Source organism: Sphingobacterium sp. WOUb80 (assembly GCF_050058145.1).
GTDB lineage: Bacteria > Bacteroidota > Bacteroidia > Sphingobacteriales > Sphingobacteriaceae > Sphingobacterium.
In genome coordinates, this window is record NZ_CP165617.1 from 6,143,949 (window position 1) to 6,165,814 (window position 21,866).

The 21,866-nt window shown below is 39.7% G+C and carries 12 protein-coding genes and 4 tRNA genes; 8 read left to right on the forward strand and 8 right to left on the reverse strand.

What is annotated here, in order from left to right; genetic code table 11:
- Nucleotides 1-5 precede the first annotated feature (5 nt).
- From AB1Z56_RS25375 to AB1Z56_RS25405, 7 genes are all read right to left on the reverse strand, one after another.
- Nucleotides 6-2,426, reverse strand: a complete 2,421-nt coding sequence (locus AB1Z56_RS25375) for an ABC transporter permease (RefSeq protein ID WP_426790462.1) — start codon at nucleotides 2,424-2,426, stop codon at nucleotides 6-8.
- A gap of 63 nt (nucleotides 2,427-2,489) precedes the next feature.
- Entirely contained in the window at nucleotides 2,490-4,865 is a 2,376-nt protein-coding gene (locus tag AB1Z56_RS25380) for an ABC transporter permease (protein WP_426790463.1), read from the reverse strand.
- A gap of 136 nt (nucleotides 4,866-5,001) precedes the next feature.
- Nucleotides 5,002-7,407, reverse strand: coding sequence for an ABC transporter permease (locus AB1Z56_RS25385; protein WP_426790464.1), 2,406 nt, complete (start codon nucleotides 7,405-7,407; stop codon nucleotides 5,002-5,004).
- A gap of 44 nt (nucleotides 7,408-7,451) precedes the next feature.
- Nucleotides 7,452-8,129, reverse strand: coding sequence for an ABC transporter ATP-binding protein (locus tag AB1Z56_RS25390; protein WP_286833369.1), 678 nt, complete (start codon nucleotides 8,127-8,129; stop codon nucleotides 7,452-7,454).
- Nucleotides 8,130-8,219: 90 nt separating this feature from the next.
- Nucleotides 8,220-10,586 carry an ABC transporter permease gene (locus AB1Z56_RS25395; protein ID WP_286833235.1) on the reverse strand — a complete coding sequence of 789 codons (2,367 nt, stop codon included), beginning with the start codon at nucleotides 10,584-10,586 and terminating at the stop codon, nucleotides 8,220-8,222.
- Nucleotides 10,587-10,616: 30 nt separating this feature from the next.
- Complete coding sequence (locus AB1Z56_RS25400; protein WP_286833232.1) at nucleotides 10,617-12,992, reverse strand: ABC transporter permease; 2,376 nt, start codon at nucleotides 12,990-12,992, stop codon at nucleotides 10,617-10,619.
- 82 nt (nucleotides 12,993-13,074) lie between these two features.
- Nucleotides 13,075-14,328 carry an efflux RND transporter periplasmic adaptor subunit gene (locus AB1Z56_RS25405; RefSeq protein WP_286833229.1) on the reverse strand — a complete coding sequence of 418 codons (1,254 nt, stop codon included), beginning with the start codon at nucleotides 14,326-14,328 and terminating at the stop codon, nucleotides 13,075-13,077.
- 589 nt (nucleotides 14,329-14,917) lie between these two features.
- On the opposite strand from AB1Z56_RS25405, the gene AB1Z56_RS25410 reads away from it, so the two are divergent.
- The 4 genes from AB1Z56_RS25410 (at nucleotide 14,918) to AB1Z56_RS25425 (ending at nucleotide 19,657) form a co-directional block, all read left to right on the forward strand.
- On the forward strand, nucleotides 14,918-16,297 hold the full coding sequence (locus tag AB1Z56_RS25410; RefSeq protein WP_426790465.1) for a TolC family protein: 1,380 nt from the start codon (nucleotides 14,918-14,920) through the stop codon (nucleotides 16,295-16,297).
- 32 nt (nucleotides 16,298-16,329) lie between these two features.
- On the forward strand, nucleotides 16,330-17,691 hold the full coding sequence (locus tag AB1Z56_RS25415) for a sigma-54-dependent transcriptional regulator (RefSeq protein ID WP_286833225.1): 1,362 nt from the start codon (nucleotides 16,330-16,332) through the stop codon (nucleotides 17,689-17,691).
- Between the two features lie 3 nt (nucleotides 17,692-17,694).
- Nucleotides 17,695-19,014 carry a sensor histidine kinase gene (locus AB1Z56_RS25420; RefSeq protein WP_426790466.1) on the forward strand — a complete coding sequence of 440 codons (1,320 nt, stop codon included), beginning with the start codon at nucleotides 17,695-17,697 and terminating at the stop codon, nucleotides 19,012-19,014.
- A 124-nt stretch (nucleotides 19,015-19,138) separates the two neighbouring features.
- The gene (locus AB1Z56_RS25425) at nucleotides 19,139-19,657 is read left to right on the forward strand and encodes a hypothetical protein (protein ID WP_286833220.1); all 519 of its coding nucleotides are present in this window, start codon (nucleotides 19,139-19,141) and stop codon (nucleotides 19,655-19,657) included.
- Nucleotides 19,658-19,854: 197 nt separating this feature from the next.
- On the opposite strand, the gene AB1Z56_RS25430 is transcribed toward AB1Z56_RS25425, so the two are convergent.
- A complete protein-coding gene (locus AB1Z56_RS25430) occupies nucleotides 19,855-21,018 on the reverse strand; it encodes a polymerase (RefSeq protein ID WP_426790467.1) in 1,164 nt (387 codons plus the stop codon).
- 326 nt (nucleotides 21,019-21,344) lie between these two features.
- Here AB1Z56_RS25430 and AB1Z56_RS25435 point away from each other — a divergent pair.
- The 4 genes from AB1Z56_RS25435 (at nucleotide 21,345) to AB1Z56_RS25450 (ending at nucleotide 21,814) form a co-directional block, all read left to right on the forward strand.
- Nucleotides 21,345-21,417: transfer RNA gene (locus AB1Z56_RS25435), tRNA-Thr, on the forward strand.
- 26 nt (nucleotides 21,418-21,443) lie between these two features.
- Nucleotides 21,444-21,524 (forward strand) — tRNA-Tyr (locus tag AB1Z56_RS25440).
- Between the two features lie 50 nt (nucleotides 21,525-21,574).
- Nucleotides 21,575-21,647 (forward strand) — tRNA-Gly (locus tag AB1Z56_RS25445).
- A 95-nt stretch (nucleotides 21,648-21,742) separates the two neighbouring features.
- Nucleotides 21,743-21,814: transfer RNA gene (locus AB1Z56_RS25450), tRNA-Thr, on the forward strand.
- The last annotated feature ends 52 nt before the right edge of the window (nucleotides 21,815-21,866 follow it).

A 21,866-nucleotide genomic window follows, 5' to 3' on the forward strand; every position in this document is an offset into this window, starting at 1 on the left:
CTTGATTACTCGTCTCTTAAGCTGTCTACAGGGTTCATTCTGGCAGCCTTAAGTGTTTGATAGCTGACTGTAAATAATGCGATCAAGATTGCCGCAAAACCAGCAAAGGCAAACATCCACCATTGCGGCTCAATGTGGTAAGCGAAGTTGTCCAGCCATTTTTTCATCGCCATCCAGGATAGCGGCGTTGCAATGAGGAGAGCTACAACCAGTAATTTGATGAAGTCAGAAGAAAGCAGCAAGATTAAATTGTATAGTGATGCGCCGAGTACCTTACGTACACCGATTTCTTTGGTACGTTGCTGTGCTGTGTAAGTAACAAGACCTAACAGCCCCAGACAGGCAATGAAAAGTGCTAATCCAGAGAAAGCCGTAAAAAGTCTTCTGAAATTAAAGTCAGCTTCATATTGTCTATTAAAATTATCATCCAGAAAGCTATATAAAAATGGTCGGTTGGGTATCAGTTCATTCCACAGTTTGCCGATTCTGGCAACAGTCTCAGCTTGGTCTCCGTGTTGGATATTCACGGTTAAATAGCGGCTGCTACCTGGTTCTAGTCGTAACGCTAAGGGTTCAATTTTGCGGTGTAAGGAGAGGTAGTTAAAATCTTTCACCACACCGATAACTGTTCCTTCTCGTCCCCATTGACGGAACTGCTTGCCAATAATATCCTGTGGATTTGAATAGCCCCATTGCTTTGCTGCAGATTCATTAATAACAAGCGAATGAGCGGTATCAGCAGGGAAATTTCTCGAATAAGCACGCCCTGCAGCCATCTGTAAACCTATATTAGGGATAAAGTCTACATCGACTTCGTATAGGAAAGGAGCAAATTGAGTCATCGTTCCGTTTGCCGACATGATTTCGGTTCCCGCATTTGGAAAAAATGTTCCCGGTACCGTGCGCGATGCGGTGACAGACAAGACATCTTTATCTTTTGCAAGCGTGGACTTTATAGCTTCAAGGTTATTGTTTACCTTATCATCAAAATTATAATCTATCACAAGCCGTTGATCTTTTTGGAATCCAAGATCTTGGTGTTGCAATTGATTGAGTTGAGAAAAGACCACAACAGTACCTGCAATTAACGCAATGGAAAGACAGAATTGAAAAACAACTAATACGCGACGTAATAGTGTCCCCCCTTTGCTGGTACTATAAGTGCCCTTGAGTACTGTAATTGGTTTAAAATTGGCTAAGATCAGGGCCGGATAGCTTGCCGCCAATAGGCCCGTAAAAATGGTCGTTATGATGAATATTGCCCAGGTCGTTGCATTTTGCAAGGACGAGTAATTAAGGTGTTTGCCCGAAAATGCTTCCAAAAAAGGCAGAAAAGCCACCACTAACACTATCGCTAAAATACTACTGACGAATACTAGAACCAATGATTCAGACATGAACTGAAAAACGAGATTACGTTTGCTGGCACCAATGGTTTTTCGGACACCCACCTCTTTCGCTCTTTCCATAGACCTGGAGGTAGCGAGATTCATAAAATTCACACAGGCGATAAGTAAGATAAATCCACCAATGATACTGAATATATATAAATTTTGATAGTTGCCGTTAGCTCCCGGTTGCCGATCTGCTGATGAGTGCATATAGGCTTGGAGCATAGGCTCGATGTGAAAATTATATCTTGCGTTTGAGTTTTCATTTGTTGGCAGATGCCGTTTTAGAAACGCAGGTATTTTTTGGTTGAATTTTGCAGGATCGAAATCTTTTGAGGCCAGGAAGTAGGTATAGAAGTCTACATAATCCCAACCTTCTTTTTCAAAGACTCCTGGAAGTGCTTTTCGGAAGGTGGTCATGGAGAGTAGTGCATCAAAAGTAAAATGCGAGTTGGCCGGTACATCGGCCATTACGGCTGTTACGGTGTACAGTCCCGCATCGGCGCGGCCTGCGGCTAATCCACCTTCGAGCGTTTTACCAATAGGATTTTGGTCTCCAAAATATTTTTTTGCCGTACTTTCTGTTAATACCACGGAATAGGCATTTTTTAAGGCCGTATGAGGGTCGCCAGCGAGAATTTTCCAGCTGAACACATCAAAAGCGGTGGAATCCATAAAAAACACATTTTCTTCCTGGAATCTTTTATCGCCCTGTTTAAGTAGGATGGAAGTCTGCCCTGAAAATTGAACAACTTTCTCTATTTCTGGAAAATCTTCCTTAAGGGCTTCTCCGATAGGTCCATTGCCCCAGATTTGATGCTGCTCGGTACTGCTTACATCTTTATAGTCATGGACGATGCGGTAAATACGCTCTTTATTTACATGATATTTGTCGTAAGACAATTCATTTTGTACATAAATTGCTATCAATAGGCAACAGGCCAAGCCTATTGCCAGACCAATGATATTAATGGTCGAATATCCTTTATTTTTTGAGATATTGCGCCAGGCTATTTTTATATAATTGCGGATCATAGCTTTATTTCTTAATCTTTAGTGTATAGATAACAATCATCTACTTTCTTATATTTCAGCTTTTTATTCATCTCTTAAACTATCGACGGGGTTCGACAATGCTGCCCGAACCGCCTGGTAACTGACCGTGATAATGGCAATCAGTAGGGCCAGAATACCACCGAAGACAAATGTTTGCACTTCGAGATCTGTTTTATAGGCAAAATTGCTCAACCATTGTTTCATCAAGTAAACTGCAATAGGGCAGGCAATCAGAATGGCTATAGCCACAAGTATTACGAAATTCTTCCCCAATAGACGCACGACACCAAAGGTGCTCGCTCCAAGAACTTTACGGATACCGATTTCCTTAATGCGCATTTGGGCTTCATGGGTCGCTAATGCAAATAGTCCCAAAGCGGATATAAAAATGGCGATGCCTGCAAAAATATTGAACAACAGGCCTGTACGTTGCTCGGATTTATAGAGATTATCGAATTGCTGATCAATGAAGGTATAGTTAAATGGGGCATCTGATGGATAGCGGTTATAGATTTTTTCTAAAGCTTTAATGGCCTCAGGAGCTTTTGTCGTACTCGTCTTAACATACAGCGTGCCCCCTCCCCAGCGTGTCCAGAAGACCATTGGACCGATCTTATCCTTGATTGATTTGAAGTGAAAATCTTTTACCACTCCGATGATTTGTCCAGGAAAATCGTGGAAAGTCATATTGGATCCTACATATGGCGGCTTTAAACCCATTTGCTTCGCTAAGGTCTCGTTGATGACGTAGCCAGACGAATCAGCGGGCATACCGCTAAAGTTTTTTCCTTCGAGAAACTGCATGTTCATCAATGGGATAAAGTCCTTATCGATGGTAGCCTGAGAAACAATCAATTTGTTATCTTTTGACTTACCAGGCCAGTCTATATCGCCTGTGGCATTTCCGAAATCTGTCATGTTGTATACACTGGATAGGGATACTCCCTGTATTGCGTTATTGTTTTTGAGCTCGGCACGTATCGCGTCCATATGTTTGTAAGCCTCCTCAGGAAGACCAAGTGTTAGGACATGATCTCTGTCATAGCCGAGGTTGATCTTTTGGATAAAAGCCAATTGGTTTCGGATCACCAGCGTACATACAATAAGTGTTACAGAGAGTGTAAACTGGAAAACCACCAATATTTTACGCATCGTATTTGATGAAACCCCTTTCAATGATTTTCCTTTCAATGAGTTAATTGGACTGAACGAAGAGAGTTGAATTGCCGGATATATACTCGAAAGTCCCAATGTACCTATAATTGCAGCCCCGATGTACAGCCATATGGTCGTATTATGGAAAGAAAGGCTGATCGATTTCTGCGCGATTTGATTATATCCTGTATGAAGGATCAAGATGAGGATGAAAGCTATCAGTAGCGAGCAAAGAAATACAACAGCAGTTTCTGTGATAAATTGTATGAATAGGTGGAAACGATTGGCGCCGATTATTTTGCGGATACCAACATCTTTCGCCCGGTCCAATGCTCTTGCAGTACTTAGGTTGACATAATTTACTGCGCCGATCACTAACAACAATATGGCGATGACCCCAAAAATCTGGACCATGCGGAGCGTCGATTTATTTCCGTCAGGAGCGATGAGGTGCATGGTTTTGAGTGGATCTAAAACAAAGATGGTCGAGTTTTCACCGTCACGAGCTTTGGTATAGGTGTCTGTAACAGATTTTCCGACAAGGGCTGCTGAAGCATGAGGTTTGACCTTAATATAAGTTGAAAAACTGTAGTTGCCCATATCTTCATCGATTGTTTTCCATTTACCATTACCGCCCCAGTTTGTAAACCGCTGTGCATGATAACCTAATGGGATCACCACATCAAACTGCATTGAGGAGTTTTGTGGGATATCGTTCAGGATACCCGCTACAGTGAAAAGATCTTTTTGGTAACGGAAAGTTTTTCCAATGACGTTTTGAGCACTAAAAAGTTTTTCGGCTGTCGATGCCGTAATCAGTGCCTGTTTATAATTTTCCTGAAAACCGGAAAGGGAACCCTCTTGCAGGGGAAAATGAAACATCTTGAAAAAATTACCGTCAACATAGTAGATGTTCATGTCAGTTATCGGACGTTTCAGCTTATCGTTGACCAAGGTGACATCGTAATCCTGTGAAACTCGCGTTGCATAGTCTACCTCCGGTACATTTTGCGCATAGTTTCCTATAGGGCCGGGAGATCCTCCCCATATCGAACCATTGTGTTCGGGGTCTAAATGTGAATTGACTTTATAGATATCCTCGTAATTTGGATGGAATTTATCAAAGCTCTGCTCATCTTGTACCCAAAGGATAATTAATATAGAGGCCGTAAGACTGACTGATAGACCTAGAATATTGATAGCGGTATAAAATTTCCGTTTCCTTAATTCTCTAATGGCAGTTATTAAATAGTTCTTTATCATAAGGACAGGTGTTTATTGTATTAATCAATTCTATTTTTTGTTTTTTCAGTACAGGTCTTTTAAAAACAAGGATTGTGATGGGATCATTGCTGATTCCCATCATTCTCCTTGATCACTATTGAGCTTCTTGACTGTTCTATTCATCTCTCAGACTATTAACCGGGTTTGCACGCGCTGCTTTGATGGATTGATAGCTCATGGTAAAGAATGCGATAAAAAGAGTCGCGACTGCCGGAATCATAAACATCCACCAGGATAGATCAATTTTATACGCAAAATCATCCAGCCATTTGTGCATTGCCCACCAGGCAATAGGGGAGGCAATTAATATGGAAACGAGAATAAGTTTGATGTAATCTTTTGATAATAGACCGATAATACCCAAAACTGTACTTCCCAAGACTTTTCGAATACCGATTTCTTTTGTACGTTGTGCTGTTGTTATGGTGACAAGCCCAATTAATCCCAAACAACTGATCAGAATCGTTGTTGAGGTAAAGAGATTGATGATCTTTGAGAATTTTAGATCACTGCTGTATAACTCTTTAATTTGTTGATCATAGAAATCGTATTTAAATGGAGCTTTAGGATAATATTTCTTCCACTCTTTTTCAATGTGCTTTAGTGTTTCTGGCCAGGTCGCTGAATTGTTATTCAGCTTCACGCTTAATCTGTTTAATTCCCATTTCTTCACGGAGCTTAACATAACCACAGGTTGAATGGCGGCATGATGGTTTTTTGTATGGAAATTGTCAGTTACACCCACAATTTGCCGCTGTTTGTCCGTAAACGTAACAAAGCTCCCAACGGCATCAGCTGCAGATTTGAACCCTAATTTTTGCACGGCAGCTAAGTTTAAAGCAATACCTGTACTTGTATCGGCTAGCTGTAGCGGGCGACCGGCAAGCATTTTGAAATTATAGAGCTTAAAGTTATCTTGATCGGCAAATTTCATTTGCACATCTGCCTGCACTTGTCCGGTATCACTTTTTACAAACAGGGCATTTCCCCAATGGTCGTTGCTCATCGGAAGATGACCTAAGGATACCTGTTCTATACCCGTTATATTTCTAAGTGCTTGTTTAAAAACGAAAGGATCAACCTTACTGTCCTGATAACTTTTACTTGGAAAGTTGATGGTGATAATCGCATCCTTGTCAAAACCGGGATTACTTTGCAAGGAGTGCTTCAGCTGTAAACCAATAATGCAAGTTGAAATAACAAATAATTGCGCAATCAAAAATTGAAAGATGATGAGCATTTTTCGAAAAGATAGATTGCCAAATTTGGTACCTTGAGTATTTGAAATTTTAATGACTTCAACAATCTTAATTTTATTAGTTAATAGGATCGGGTAACCTGAAGAGATTAATGTAATAAGAATTGTAAGTGCTGCCAAAAAGAAAAATACACCCCATGGGTCTGGATATAAATTGAGCTGATTGGGAATATAGGAAGCTAGAATTGTTTGAATAAGGATAAGTAGGGGCCAAGATAAAAGAACCGAAAATGTTGTTATGCACAATGTTTCCAGCAAAAAGGACTTAGTGATCCTTTTTTGGCTTTCACCCAATGTTTTTCGGATGCCAATTTCCTTTGCCCGTTGTGGAATTTGGGCTGTAGCCAGATTGATGTAATTGACACAGGCTAGCAAGAGTAGAAAGAGACCAATACCGATAAGTCCAAACATGATTTTCTTGTCTACATTGTTTTGAGCGAAAGAAGTAAAATGCAAATCTTTTAGCGGTACTGTATTGAGATGCATCTTAAATCCAAACTTGTCAAATTCAGCATGTGTCATCTCATAAGCCTTTTTGTCGGTTTCCTTTATTAAATTGGGAAGTGAAGCGGAAGATTTTACCTTTATAAAAAGCTGCCAATTTGAATTTGAATTGTTCCAGTTGCTGCTGTTCCATTCCTTTTCAGGGATCCTGATAAATTCCTTGGCCAAAAAGCTACTCGGATGGACCAGATCTTTCACCACTCCGGTGACATTATACAGTGTACTATCATAAGACAGTGTTTGCCCAATGATCTGGTTTATTGGTGTGCCCGGAAAATAGAGTTTTGCGCGAGACTCGGTTAATATAACTTCGTGACTGCTGGTCAGTATATTTTTTTGATCACCGGCCAGCCAGACATAAGGGGTCATTTTGAAGTAATCTCCTGTGGTACCGATAATTTCCGGTTGATCTTCAAATTCGATTTTCTGTTTTTGATTTGTATTGCTAATACGCTCGAAGTATTGCTTGAATACAGGTACTGTAAGTTCAACGTTTGCGAAGTTTTCTTTGATATATGCCGGTAAAGGCGCAGGAATACCGTCAAAGTGATCCAGCTTATCCTTTTCTTCGTAAGAGCTGTGTACCTTATAAATCAATTCCCTATCGGGATGATGCTGGTCAAAACTAAATTCATAATTGACAATACGGAAAATAAGCCAACAGGCACTTATTCCAATGGCAAGTCCAATTACATTTAAAAATGTAAAAAGGCGGTTGCGCCAGAGTTGTCTAAAAATTAACTTAATGCTGCTCATCATTATTAGGGTTATCGGGTTAATAGCTAAGTCACCACGTTATTTCTTTATATTGCAGTTGTTTCCATAATAACTTGTCCGTCTAACATGCGGATTACACGATCAGAAAATTTGGCATCATGTTCACTATGTGTTACCATGACAATCGTTGTACCAGCTTCGTTCAATTCGGTAAGCAGCTGCATGACTTCGTTACCATTATTGGAATCGAGGTTACCTGTAGGCTCATCGGCAAGAATCAATTTTGGATTGTTCACGACGGCACGAGCAACGGCCACGCGTTGTTGTTGACCTCCCGAGAGCTGCTGAGGGAAGTGATTGCGACGGTGCATGATCTGAACCTTCTCAAGGACTTCTTCTACACGTTTTTTACGCTCAGCGGCTGGAACGTTGGTATAAACAAGTGGAAGCTCCACGTTTTCAAATACAGTCAGTTCATCAATTAGATTGAAGCTCTGGAATACAAAACCAATATTATGCTTGCGAAGATCTGAACGCCCACGTTCCTTAAATTTAGCAACCTCAATGTCATTGAATAGATAGCTTCCTTCATCCAAATCATCCAGTAATCCGATGATATTGAGTAATGTCGATTTTCCACAGCCGGAAGGTCCCATTACAGCAACAAATTCCCCTTCTTTAACATGAATGTTTAGGTTGTTTAATGCGACGGTTTCCACTTCTTCAGTGCGGTAATACTTTTGAAGGTTTGTGATCTTGATCATATTTTTTGTGCTCATGGTTTTTATGTTTTTGTATCCTTAGCGAAATTGCTTTGGACGGTTACTGTTTTTATTATTAAACTCGTTTAAATTTTATTGATCTCTTAATGTTTTGGTGGGGTTGGCTATTGCTGCTTTAAATGCTTGTGAACTAATAGTCAATAAGGCAATGATAATTGCTGCAAAGGCGCTGATTATAAAAATACTCCAGGAAATCTCCACATGATGTACATAGTTGGTTAACCATTTGCTCATAATGATCCAGGCAATTGGAAAGGCAATAATACATGATATTGCCACAAGAATAACAAATTCCCGATTGAGCATCTGGATAAGCCCTGATACTGAAGCCCCCAGTACTTTGCGGATACTGATTTCTTTGGCACGCTGCTCTGTTGCAAATGCGGCCAGGCCAAACAGTCCCAGGCAGGATATAATGATGGACATAATAGCGAATACACTAGAAAGTCGCTGTACAAAAAGCTCGGCTTGAAATTTAGCGTTGAAGCTATCATCTAAAAATTTATAGTCGAAAGGGAAGCCCGGATTATTTTTGACGATCACCTTTTCGATTTGCTGGATCGCATTTGGTAGATCTATTCCCGCTTTGGTTTTGATTGTCATGATGCCATTATCTCTGTTCATTGGTATGAATAACATTGGCTCAGGATCAGCATACACGTTGTTGTAAACAAAATTCTTGACAACGCCTGCTATGGTGAATTTCTCGTCGCCATAGCTGATGATGTCGCCGGCGACGTGACCATCTTTTCGGATCAGTTTCGCTAATGCTTCATTGATGACGACAGATGTACTATCGCCCAGGAAATTTTGATGAAAATTTCTCCCGTCAAATAGCTTGAGATCTAAAGCCGGGATGAGTCCTTCGTCCGAACGTAACATGCCAATTAAAATACTTGCATTCGGATCTTTTCCCTCCCAGCTGAAGCCGGAGCTGTTGGAATAAATATTAAGGATACTCATATCACTGACACCCACTTCTTGGACGGCTCCTGTTGCCAATAGTTGACTTTTAATCAAAGGGAGGTGTTTAGCCATATCACCTTGGAGTGCTGTTGTCAATACTTGACTCTTATCGAATCCGAGATCTCTGTTTTTGTTGTGTTGGATCTGTTGATAAATAATAATGGTACTGATAATTAATACGACTGAAGCAGAATATTGAATGACAACCAGTCCTTTTCGGATAAGACTACCGCTACCTGTCTTTTGCTTTGTACCTTTAATGCTCGAAAGCGGCTTAAATGCAGATAGAAAAAATGCAGGATAGCTCCCGGCAAACAAACCGCACAAGACCGTCACAGTAAGTAAAAAGCCGATGTGTAAAGGTTCGAAAATATTGACCTGTAGTTCTTGGCCGATCATTGTATTGAAAGGGCGGATAAAGATGTAAATCAATAGAATCGCCGCTAATGAAGAAATTGTTGCTAATACGATCGATTCTCCCAAGAATTGTGCAATCAAGGATTGACGGCTAGCACCAATAACTTTGCGCATGCCCACTTCTTTTGCTCTTTTTTCTGATCGGGCAGTTGCAAGATTCATAAAGTTGATGCAGGCAATTAGTAGAACGATCCAAGCGATAAAAGTAAATAGGCGAATATTTTTAATACCACCTTCTTTTTCATTTCCGCTGTTGTCAAACTGATTGTAAGTAATCCAACGATCCATTGGATAAAGATAGTTTTGCGAAAATGTAACATCACCATTGGTTTTCTTTTTGACGAAATCCATCATCTGTTTGTTGATCTGATCTACATTGGCGTTTTCATCAACCTGTACAAGTGTTTGTAAGCCATTATTCCCCCAGGTTTCCAGCCAATCTTGTCCAGATTCGTATTTCTTAAACGGGATGAGCCATTGAAAACTAAAACTACTGTTTTTAGGTAAATCCTTGATGACAGCTGCTACGATAAATGGTTCCTTATTATTTGTTTTGACAGTTTTTCCCAATGCGGGACGGTCCCCAAACAATTTTTTTGCACCTGTCTCCGATAGGATAATATTATTCACTTGATCGAATGCACTTTTACGATCGCCTTCTAAAAATTCTAAAGACAGTACATCGGCAATGGTACCATCAGCATATAGTCCTGTTTGGAACAAATTATTATCGCCGACTGAAAAGAGCATCGGGGTATCCCAAGTCATACGGACTGCATGTTTAATACCAGGAATCTCTTTCTCTATGCTTTGTGCAAATGGTCCGGGGGTAGATTGAAAAACATAGGTGGCACCGTCGTATGTCTGTTTTGATTTGACAATATAGATATCCTTTTTGTTGGCGAAATTATCGTTGTAACCCAACTCGTTTTCCACCCATAGAAAAATCAACGATGCCGCAGCGATGCCGACCGCCAATCCGAAAATATTAAGAAAGCTGTAGCCTTTGGTTTTCCAGAGGTTGCGAAGTGCGGTTTTAATAAAGTTTTTAATCATCGTATATCGTGTATTATGTATTTTATTTTTCTATTCGTCTCTCAAAATTTTTGTGGGGTTTACCATTGCCGCTTTGAGCGACACCGATCCAGCCGTAAGAACAACCAATAAAATAGTTATTAGGGCTGCTAGTAGGAAAACCCAAGGATCTATTGATGTGCGGTAAACATAATTATCCAACCATTTCGAAATAATCATCCAGGAAAGAGGAAAAGCAATCAGGAATGATACGACTACCGGGATCATATAGTCTTTGCCGATCATCATGACAATATCCTGTGTCGATGCACCCAGGGTTTTACGGATTCCAATTTCTTTCAGTTTAGCTTCTGTGCTGAATAAGACGAGTCCGGATAGGCCAACACAGGAAAGTAATATGGTTATAGCGGCAAACAACTGAACAAGCGTTCCATGGATAATATCCCTTTTATACATTTTATCAAAAGATTCGTCCATAAAGGCATAATTGAAGGTTGATTCAGGATTGTACTTTTTCCATAGCTTTTGGACAGCACCAATCGCCTGTTCTTCATGTCCGGGACTCGTTTTTACATACATTCCCCCAAGTGCATAGCCCATGCCGGAAAAAAAGATGCAAGGTTTTATGGCTGTTTTAAGATCATTGAAATTAAAATCCTTCATAATCCCCATAATGATCAGCCGTTTCCCCTGAAAAGTAATGGTTTTACCAATCGGATTTTTTAATCCCATTTGCTTAATTGCCGTTTCATTTAGTAGCGCGTGGCTGCTATCCGAGGGATTGTTTTTAAAACCATCTCCTTCTGCTAATTTAATACCTAATACAGAAGTGAAATTTGGATCGATAGCAACGCGTCTAATGAAAAAATTGGACTGCCCTTGGTCTTTTCCATCCCAATCGATGTCGGCGGTTTCAGACCCAATGTTACTGATGTCATTGCTGGCCGCAGTGACTCCTACAATACCCCGTTGATTCTGCAGTTCGTCTCGAATTGCGTCATAATGCGTCAAGAAGTTTTTCTGTTCAAATAAAAAGACATTTTCTTTGTCGTATCCCAAATCCTTGTGACGCATATAGCGCAGTTGTTTCTCAAAAATAAAAGTGGTGATAATCAGTATGACCGTGCAGCAAAATTGTAGGACAACAAGGCCTTTTCGTAGATTATTTTTGTTGCCAAATAGTGTACTATTATTTTTTAACTGGCTCAACACCTTGTTGCTTGAGAAAAGTATTGCAGGATAGATCCCTGCGATTATTACAGTGACGACAAAGGTGAGTAAAAAGATAAACCATAATTCGGACGCAAAAAAGCTGAATTGAATGTTTTTTTCAGCAAGGGAATTAAAAAATGGGATCGTTAGGTAAGCGAGTAGGATAGCAGTACATAATGAAATTAGAAACACCACCGCAGATTCGGTCAGATATTGAAGAAATAGATGACTTCTCTTGGCGCCAATAATTTTACGAATACTGATTTCCTTTATTCTTTTTGTAACTCGGGCCGTAACTAAATTGACGTAATTAATACAGGCAACGAGTAAGATAACAAGGGCAATGATTGAAAATATATAAACGGACTGCATACCGCTATCATCACCTTTAGGAGTATATAGATTTGTTTGTGTTATTTTCTGAAGGAAAAATGCAAATTTAGTATACAGTGGATTTCCTTGAAAATTGCCTTTTTGAATAGCAGTGAGTTGCTGTGCTACCTGAGCGGGGTTGGAACCTGGCTTTAGCAAAAAATAGATGTAATATTGAAAATTACCCCATTTTTCATCCAGCGGTTCTTTGGAAAGGCTGGACAATAGTTCAAATGGCAATAGATAATCAGCCTTAATGGAACTATTGCTAGGAAAGTCCCTAATAACAGCAGTAATTAAAAAAGGTTGCTTACCAGTTTTTAAAATAGGGTCAACTTCTAAATAGAGCGTTTGTCCTAGTGGATTTTCATTTTTAAAATATTTATTGGCAATCTTCTCTGTAATGACAATAGACTGTTTTCCCTGGAATAATTTGTCGGGAGTCAATTCTCTTATAGAAGCATCAAATACTTTGTTAAAAGTACTGTCAACATAAACTCCATGTTCGGTGGCCATAAGTTCGCTCTTATTGAACTGTATGCCTTGTGCGGCACTAATGCGGCAAGCTTCTTGTATCGCCGGAATTTTTAATTTTCCGTATAGTGCAATTGGCGGTGGTGCAGCATGAACGAATTGGTCATTTTCCTTGTCGAAGTTTGTTGACAGTTCATAGACTTGATTCGCATTATGGAAGACTTTATTAAAGGACAATTCGTCTGTGATCCAAAGTGCAATAACAATAACCACTGTCAGACTAATGCTTAGTCCGGTTAGATTCAGAAGAGTAAACCTCCTGTTCGTCAGTAAGGAACGAATTGCAGTTTTGATCGCGTTCTTTATCATTGTTCTTTTAATATGATCACAGCGGTTATCGAAAAGATTTGATGCTCTTAATCGCCTTCTCTTCGATAGTCGCTATATGATGTTACTTTTTAATATTCAATTCTTGAACCTTATCGTAGGTTTCATAGCTCGATACGATAACTTTATCTCCCGGTTGTAGGCCCTTGATAACCTCATAATATTCAGGATTTTGTCTTCCAAGCTGGATATCTACACGATATGCTGTAGATCCATTTTTGTCCAATTTAAAGATCCAGTTACCGCCGGTCTGTTGATAAAATCCACCTTTTGCCAGCAGCAAAGCTTTTGTTTCATCACTTAATGCAAGACGTATTTGCAGGGTTTGACCACGACGTATCCCTTTCGGAACATCGTTGATAAATTCCATGTCAACCTGGAATCGACCATTGGTGACTTGTGTGTACACTTTCTTGATACGGAGTTTATATGTTTTCTCCCCGATGGAAAATTCACCTTGTAGATCTGGGAAAATACGGTTGATATAATGTTCGTCAATATCAGCACGGACTTTAAATCCTGTCAAAACGTCGATTTGTCCCAACCGTTCCCCGGCGTTTTTGTTTTGTCCAATTTCGGCATCGAAGGCAGTCAATTGTCCGTCAACAGGTGCCCTAACGATTAAGTCCCCAATTTTCCTTTTCATCAGTTCCAAAGCGCTTTGTGTACGTTGATAAGTCTGTTTGTCCTGATTGGTTTTTTGCGCATTGGAGATTTCGTCTTGTTTCAGGATCTGTTTGGTCAAGCTGACACGCTCTTTTTGATAATTATAATCGTTCTTTGATTTTTCGAATTCTTGTGTTCCAATCGCTTTTTCAGCGAGCAATTTTTTATTGAGGTTATATACACGTTCTGCTTCTCTGTAGGCTTGTTCCACATCAGCCATTTGGTTGCGGTTATTAATGGAAGCTTGTTGGGCATTGGTTTGCGCAATCTGGGACTGTGTCAATAAATTCAAAACTTGCGTTTCTTGTTGAACCAGAGTGAGCTCCTGATCCGTATTGGATAGGCGCATGATGGCATCTCCTTTTTTCAAGATAGCACCATCTTCTACAAATTTTTCCTCTACACGTCCACCCACAGAAGCATCGAGATATATACTACTAATCGGAAGTACTGTACCGTTTATGGGGATAAATTCTTGAAAGTTACCGTTTTTTATTTCGACAATAGAGATGCGGTCAGCTTCTACATTGAGTTTGCTTTTACCAGATGTAAAATAAAAGCTGGCGCTGATTAAGCCAACTAAACCAGCAACCCCTACAATGGTCATGATACGTTTGCTATTCCACTTCTTCTTTTCTAAAGGTCTGTCCATAATTTAATATCAATTTCGTATGTAACTATGAAAGCTGTGCCAATAATTTAATATACTGATTTATAGTTGTTTATTTTGTTTTGTTTAGCGATCGGTGTTCGATAGCGGACACTTCTTGTACGAAGACGTACAACTGTCGTTTTTTGCTATCTATTGTGGTAACTGAGGCACTCTGAATAACTATAACCACAGGTTGTGGTGAGGTCTAAGGGTTTTTGATAAAATATCCTTACTCGGTATTTCCCTGATCTTATTCGTAGTCCTATTGATCTTTTAAGATGGTAACTTAACAGCAGTATCTATTCGGACTTTAGTCGGTGCTTCTTCGGTGCTTGTTCGGTGTTTCTTCGGTTGTAACCGAATAAAACCCGAACAAGCACCGATGTATATTCGATAAAAAAACGAATAAATGCCAAATTTGATCCCTGTCATTCTACTATTTATACCCTTGTTGATTTTAATTGTCCAACTACGCACACCGACTGTCCATTAATGAACATTTTTCAAAATTGAATTTTTGTATTAATTTGATATTTAATGTTTTAGTTGTTTGGCATGGCGATGGTCAGCAAAAAAATAAAAAATGGATATGAAGAGAATCTATATATATACTACCTTATGCTTTTTATTGAGTTATGCCGGCGCAGAAGCGCAACAGGCTGAGCAAGGACTATCGGAAAGAGCGACGGGGACACCAACAGTTGCGAGGAGCGACGATAAACAAATGACTAAGCGAACCTTAGCTGAATGTATACAATTGGCTGTAAAAGCCAATCCAAGCTTACTGCAGAATGAACTGGATGTGAAACGTGCGGAGGTGAATTTGGCACAGGCTAAAGCGAATCGATTGCCAAACATGAATGCAAATATGAATCATGTGTTTAGTTTTGGTAGATTCTTTGATGAATCGACAAAACAATATGTGAATAGTAATAGTGAATTTGGAAGTTATGGTATCGATGCTAATATTCCGCTATTTAGAGGATTGGGTTTGCTTTATGATATCCGTATGAAGGCGGATGCAAAGTCTGCCAGTAAACTTGAATTCGATTCACAGATAAACGCATTACGTTTAGATGTTATTACCTGTTTCATCCAAGTGCTTACGGCTAAAGATGTGCTTAAGCAGTCTGAAATGCAGACAGAAGTGACCAAAGAACAGGTAAATAGGGCTGAGGCCATGCATAAGGAAGGGGCGATTAGTCCTGGTGATTATTTTGATCTGAAGGGGCAACTCGCCAATGACATGAACACAATTCAGAATAATCGACAGCTATTATATGCTTATCGAGTTAAATTAGCGAACTTTTTAAATATAGATGAACAACAGCTCGGAGACTTGCAGCCACCAGAATATGTGGAAGATGGACGGAGGTTATCTTCCGAACAGCTTTTTCAACTTGCGACGGAAGCTTTGCCGAATATTCCTGCTTTGGATTGGCGAATTAAGGCTGCAGAAAAGAACATTAAGGTGGCCAAGGCAGCATATTGGCCATCGCTGAGTCTAGGAGCTGGAATGAATTCAAATTTTTCAAATACGAAAACAGATAAATTTTGGGATCAGGTAAATAATAACCTGGGGAAGTCTATTTCTTTGGGGCTTTCTATACCTATTTTTAATAGATTTCAGGTCCTAAATCAAGTTAAGTTAGCAAAATTAGATTTGGAATCTGCAAAATTCCGGAAAGAGATGGAATTAAATAATCTACGTGCTGAAACCTCTAAAGCTGTATTTAATTTGGAGAATGCAAATAATATGATTGTACAATTGCGCAGTCAAAATGAAAATTACGCGGAATCTTTTCGTATTGCCAAGGTAGTTTTCGAGTTGGGAAATAGTAATTCAGTGATTTTTTTGACAGCAAAAAACAAATTCGACAACAGCCAGATTCAATTGGTCGTCAAGCAGTATGAATGGCTGCTGCAAAAATATATCAATGATTATTACGCAGGCTCGTTGAATTTATAGTTATCTTAGTATCTTCAATGAAGTCAGGAAGTATGAAAAAAGCATCTATTTTAGTCGTGGATGATGACCAGGATTTATTAACTGCGGCAAGAATCTTGCTTAAACCTAAAGTCAGTCATATTCAAGTTGAACCTAATCCGGAGAATCTAATTGCACATCTGGAGAAAACACCTTATGATCTGGTGCTTTTAGATATGAATTTTAAAAGCACGATCAATACAGGCAATGAGGGGCTATATTGGTTGTCACGAATCAAAGAGAAATTTCCACAGGTACATGTGATTATGATTACAGCTTATGGAGCTGTTGATCTCGCTGTAAAGTCGCTGAAACAAGGTGCATCTGATTTTGTCGTCAAACCTTGGGAAAATGAACAATTGCTGGCAACAATCGAAAGCGCGCTTGCAGAATCAAAAAATAAAGAAAAGAAAAGTAAAAGTTCCTTGCTCAGCAGTGCGAACAGCCCTGATTTGATTGGTAACTCCATTGTTATGGATGAACTGCAATACAAGTTGGAGAAAATAGCGCCTACAGATGCCAATATATTAATATTAGGGGAAAATGGGACAGGTAAAGACCTGATTGCCCAAGCCATTCAGCGACGATCACTACGTTCAGATCGGACCTATGTTAAGGTTGATGTCGGCGCGCTGACGGAAACATTGTTTGAAAGCGAGCTTTTCGGTTATAAGAAGGGGGCATTTACGGATGCACGTGAAGACCGTCAAGGGCGATTCGAAGCGGCGAATGGAGGGACATTGTTCCTCGATGAAATTGGCAATATCTCTTTGCAGCAACAAGCCAAATTGTTGACTGTACTGCAGAATAGACAGGTGACACCGTTGGGTTCCTATCAACCAATCCCGGTTGATATCCGCTTAATTTCAGCAACGAACGTACCGCTGAAACAACTCGCGGATGAGAGTCGTTTTCGAAAAGACTTAATTTATCGGATCAATACCGTAGAAATTCAGGTACCCCCGTTGCGTGAGCGGGGAGAGGATATCAAACTATTGGCTGATCATTTTCTCGATATCTATTCGAAGAAATACAATAAGCGGATTGAAGGATTTGAATCGGATGCGGTTAAGAAAATGTGTGCCTATCATTTTCCGGGTAACGTCCGAGAACTCCAATACAGTATCGAGCGCGCTGTTATTATGGCAGACCAGCTCAGCATTGCCGGAAATGACCTCTTTTTCTCGCCTATCGAGCAACAAGTAGATAGTCCCGTTGTCGAATCTAGTCCCAGCAGTCAAAATTTGGAAGAATTGGAACGTAAAGCAATCAAATCTGCGATTGAGCGTTACAATGGAAATATCAGTAAAGCAGCAAAGGAATTAGGGCTCACAAGAGCAGCGCTTTATAGACGTTTGGAGAAATATGATATTTAGTCGATGAGGCACGGGAAAATCTTAAATACCATCAAGATTATATTACTGCTGGCAGCAGCTCTTGTGAGTGCCTATTTGCTGCTAAAACGTGAATACGTCCAGGCGTCTTTGATCTTTTGTATTATGCTTTATCTGGGCTTTAATCTATATGCACAATATAATTTTTTGACCAGGCAGTTGATTGAATTTTCAGAAGCGGTAAAATACCGCGATTTTACCAGACGTTTTTTGGTGAAAAATACAAAATCAGTAGAGGGAAAGCTTTTCCTCGCCTTTAACCAGATCAACGAGACCTATAAAGAGATCAGCATTAAACAGGAAATTCAGCATCAATACCTGGACCGTGTGATCAATATGCTGAATTCGGCGATCATTTTTTATGAGATGGATAGTGGTAAGGTCATGTGGGTAAATGAAGCATTTAAGCAGCTGTTTCACTTACCACATCTCGGAAACATTACCGGGCTAAAGAAAAAAAATAACGATCTCTATGAAAAAACCATGTTACTTGAAAATGGGCAGCAACAAATGGAGTCCGTTCAGTCAAGTAAAGGGAAAATTAAATTATTGATTCAAAGCTCAAGCTTTGAGACACAGGATGCTTTGTTTCGCATTGTTGTGTACCAAAATATCAATGAAGCAATTGATGAAACAGAAACAAAGGCATGGCACAAATTATTGCGCGTACTGACACATGAAATTATGAATTCTATTGCTCCGATCAGCTCACTTGCTGAAACCTTAAACGGTCGTTTGGACCATTTTAAAGGAGCTGAAGATATTGATGATCTAAAAACAGGTATTTCCACCATCAAACGTCGTAGCGAAGGACTTTTACATTTTGCGAAGAGTTATCGTATGATCAATAAGGTCGATCAGCCTCAGCTAGCGCCGATCCAAATTTCGCAGTTATTTGAGCATATCTATCAGCTGCTTGAACCAACCTTGATCCAGAAAAATATTGACGTAGATATTATCCTTAAAAATACACGGTTAATTTTATCTGCAGATGTCAATTTGATCGAGCAGGTTATTATTAACCTGATGCTGAATGCAATTGATGCAGTAAAAAATAGGGAAGAGGCTTATATCAGTTTATCTGCTCTCGAAGTAGACGGTAAGGTTCAGGTCCGGATTGAAGATAATGGGGCCGGAATTCCTGCCGATCTCCAGGAACAGATTTTCACGCCATTTTTTACGACAAAGAAAACGGGTACAGGTGTCGGCTTGACCCTAAGCAAACAGATCATGTTATTGCACAAAGGGACTATTTTTCTCAATAGCACGGAGGGAGAGGGAAGTGTTTTTGTCCTCCAGTTTTAGCGATATCATTCCCTCTGACCTGTCGCTTTTCTAATTTAATAGCATGTATTCATTGGTACTAAAAACCTCATGTTCCATGTGAAAAATCATAAAATTTAGCGATGTTTGCAGCGAAATGAACTACATGCTTAAGTATTGGCGGCATTATTTTGTATCCCATAGTCGCCATGGGACCCATTCTCCTTTTGTCTATAAATTGGTTGACGAGGTGATCTATCAAAAGACCTCCAAAGCGCGTGTTTCAGAATTACCCCAATTTATTCAAAACGAAAGCAAGGTAGAACAGAAAAAGTATGCATTAATCGATCGATTATTAAAGACATTTGCTTACGATGATTTTAGCTATTGGGGCGATCGTCCGCTCGAAAGTTATCGGAGCCTTTTGCAGGAGCAGTGTGGAAGCTATGCATACCGGCATATCTATTATATCGATCTGGATGATCTTGACCTGAAAGTTTTGGAAAACGTTCGAGACCGGGATATACTAATTATAAATGAGCCCCATTTATCAGCGAAAAGAGAAGCCTATTGGAATAACCTGAAAAAGGATAATCGTGTTGTGATTACGATCGATCTATACCGGATTGGTTTGGTTTACTTTAGGAAAGAACAGCGGAAAGAGAATTTTCTGATCCGATTTTAAACTGTAGTTACTACCATTGCCTGGTTGATGGTGGGGTAGTCATCAACAGCATTCCGTTGGACATAAAATATTTTATTTAAAACTTGTGGGAATTGAGAAGAAGTAGGGATAGGAAAGTCGATTTCGTTTGTTACTAATAAAGAACAGCATCCATCAATAGATATTATGGATGCTGTTCTTTATGATATGTTTTTTTATTAAAAAGCCTCACTTAGGGACAGGTAGAAGCCCGATTGACGTTTTTCTCCAGGTCTTTGTTCACCAAAGGAATAATCAAAGCGAATACTGCTGTTATGTTCGAGACTAAAGAAATAGCGTAAACCGCCACCATAGCTGGCTACATATCGGCTGCTATTTTCCTTGGAAAAGGTCGATCCGAGGCCCGAAAATCCAACGATGCCAAAGCGTGGATGAAAGCGATAACGCAGTTCAGCCTGTGAGGCCAGGTAATTCTTGTCCCGGTAACGTCCGAGGTAATAACCGCGCATCATCATGTCTCCGCCTAGTTCACGGTAGTTGTAGAATGGAACGGTTTTCCCAAATGTGGAACGAAAGATTCCCTGCAGGGCCAGGGTGACCTGGTTGTGCAGAGGAATAAAGCCACGGAGATCAACATCGAGGTTTGCCCCTGTAAAATCAGTACTTGTCCATAATTTGGGAGCATATGCCAACCGTAATTTGGCATAATAACCTTTTGTCGTATAAGAAACGTTATCCCTATTATCAAACAATTGCGATAGACCTATGAGGAGTTGTTGTCCGCCATCCTTTCCAATAAGATCGGAATGATTGAAAATGCGATCGGCGCTGTCGCTACGAATGGTGAAGTTATCGTATTGAATGTTGATACCAGAATAGAGGTTGTTGCTGATTTTTTTCTCAGCTTCGAGTTTAACGCGAAATAATTTTTGATCAATGCGTTCTTCATCTGCTTTCCAGGTGTCCATGCCGACACCATAATAGTTAAAGGGCCAATTACGGTAGCGTATTTCACTAATCAGATGATAGTCGTTGTTTTTAGTCCAAAGGTCTGTCTGCAGTTTAAAGTTGGACTGACTGTTGGATGTAAAGGTTCCCATGACCATTACCGTGGAGGTGCGGATTTTGGGATCAGATTTGTCCAGATAAAAATTATAAGCACTTGCCAGACCATATTCGACGCCCGTTTCCTGCGCATAACCAACGGCCGGTAAAACCATAAAACTACCGGAACGTGTAGAATCTCTTTCAGCGGAAAGAAATTTTTTACTCAATTTTTGAATAATATTTTGAGCTTTCAATTCGGCCGATCCCATTAAAAGTACCGTAAATAGTACGGAGTATCGGGTAAGTTTTGAAAGTGATTGCGGTAAAATTTGCATGCCCAAAGATAGTATATTAGCCAAATAACCAAAATAGGTAAATATGCAATGAAAAATTATTGTGCTGCATATCAGTATAATTGCCAAAAACTGTCTTTTTTTTTTGACAAATATTTTTGTAAAGTGAGTTTTGTGTCTATCTTTGCATCAGCAAACAAGGGAACAACGGTTCAAAACAACGAAAGTTTGCTTAGTTCTTTAAATGAAAAAAAATAAAAAATAAACTTGCAGAAATCAAAAGTAAATTCGATATTTGCACTCGCTGAAAAGGTAGAAATACTTGGTCAGACGTTGATAGAATGTAAGTTTAAATAAAGATATTAGAAGCCTCTTTAGCTCAGCTGGTAGAGCAACTGACTTGTAATCAGTAGGTCATTGGTTCGATTCCGATAAGAGGCTCTAAATGTAACGAAAGTTACAGGTCTGGAGGGGTTCCAGAGCGGTCAAATGGGACGGACTGTAAATCCGTTGCTTCGGCTTCGAAGGTTCGAATCCTTCTCCCTCCACACTTTATTTTAATTAGGGTGTTAGATTTACTCTAGTTTCTAATTATTAAGCGGAAGTAGCTCAGTTGGTAGAGCGATAGCCTTCCAAGCTATAGGTCGCGAGTTCGAACCTCGTCTTCCGCTCAAATTTTTCAAGTATTAAATTTAGTCTCTATCTTCTTTGATAATAATGTATCTAAAGGTGGGGGCATTAATACGTAAATAAGGTTTTTTAGTAAGCCGAAGTAGCTCAGGGGTAGAGCACTTCCTTGGTAAGGAAGAGGTCGTGGGTTCAAATCCCATCTTTGGCTCGTACTTGTGTAAAAGTTAAGCAAGAGTATATAACAAATAGAAATAATTTAT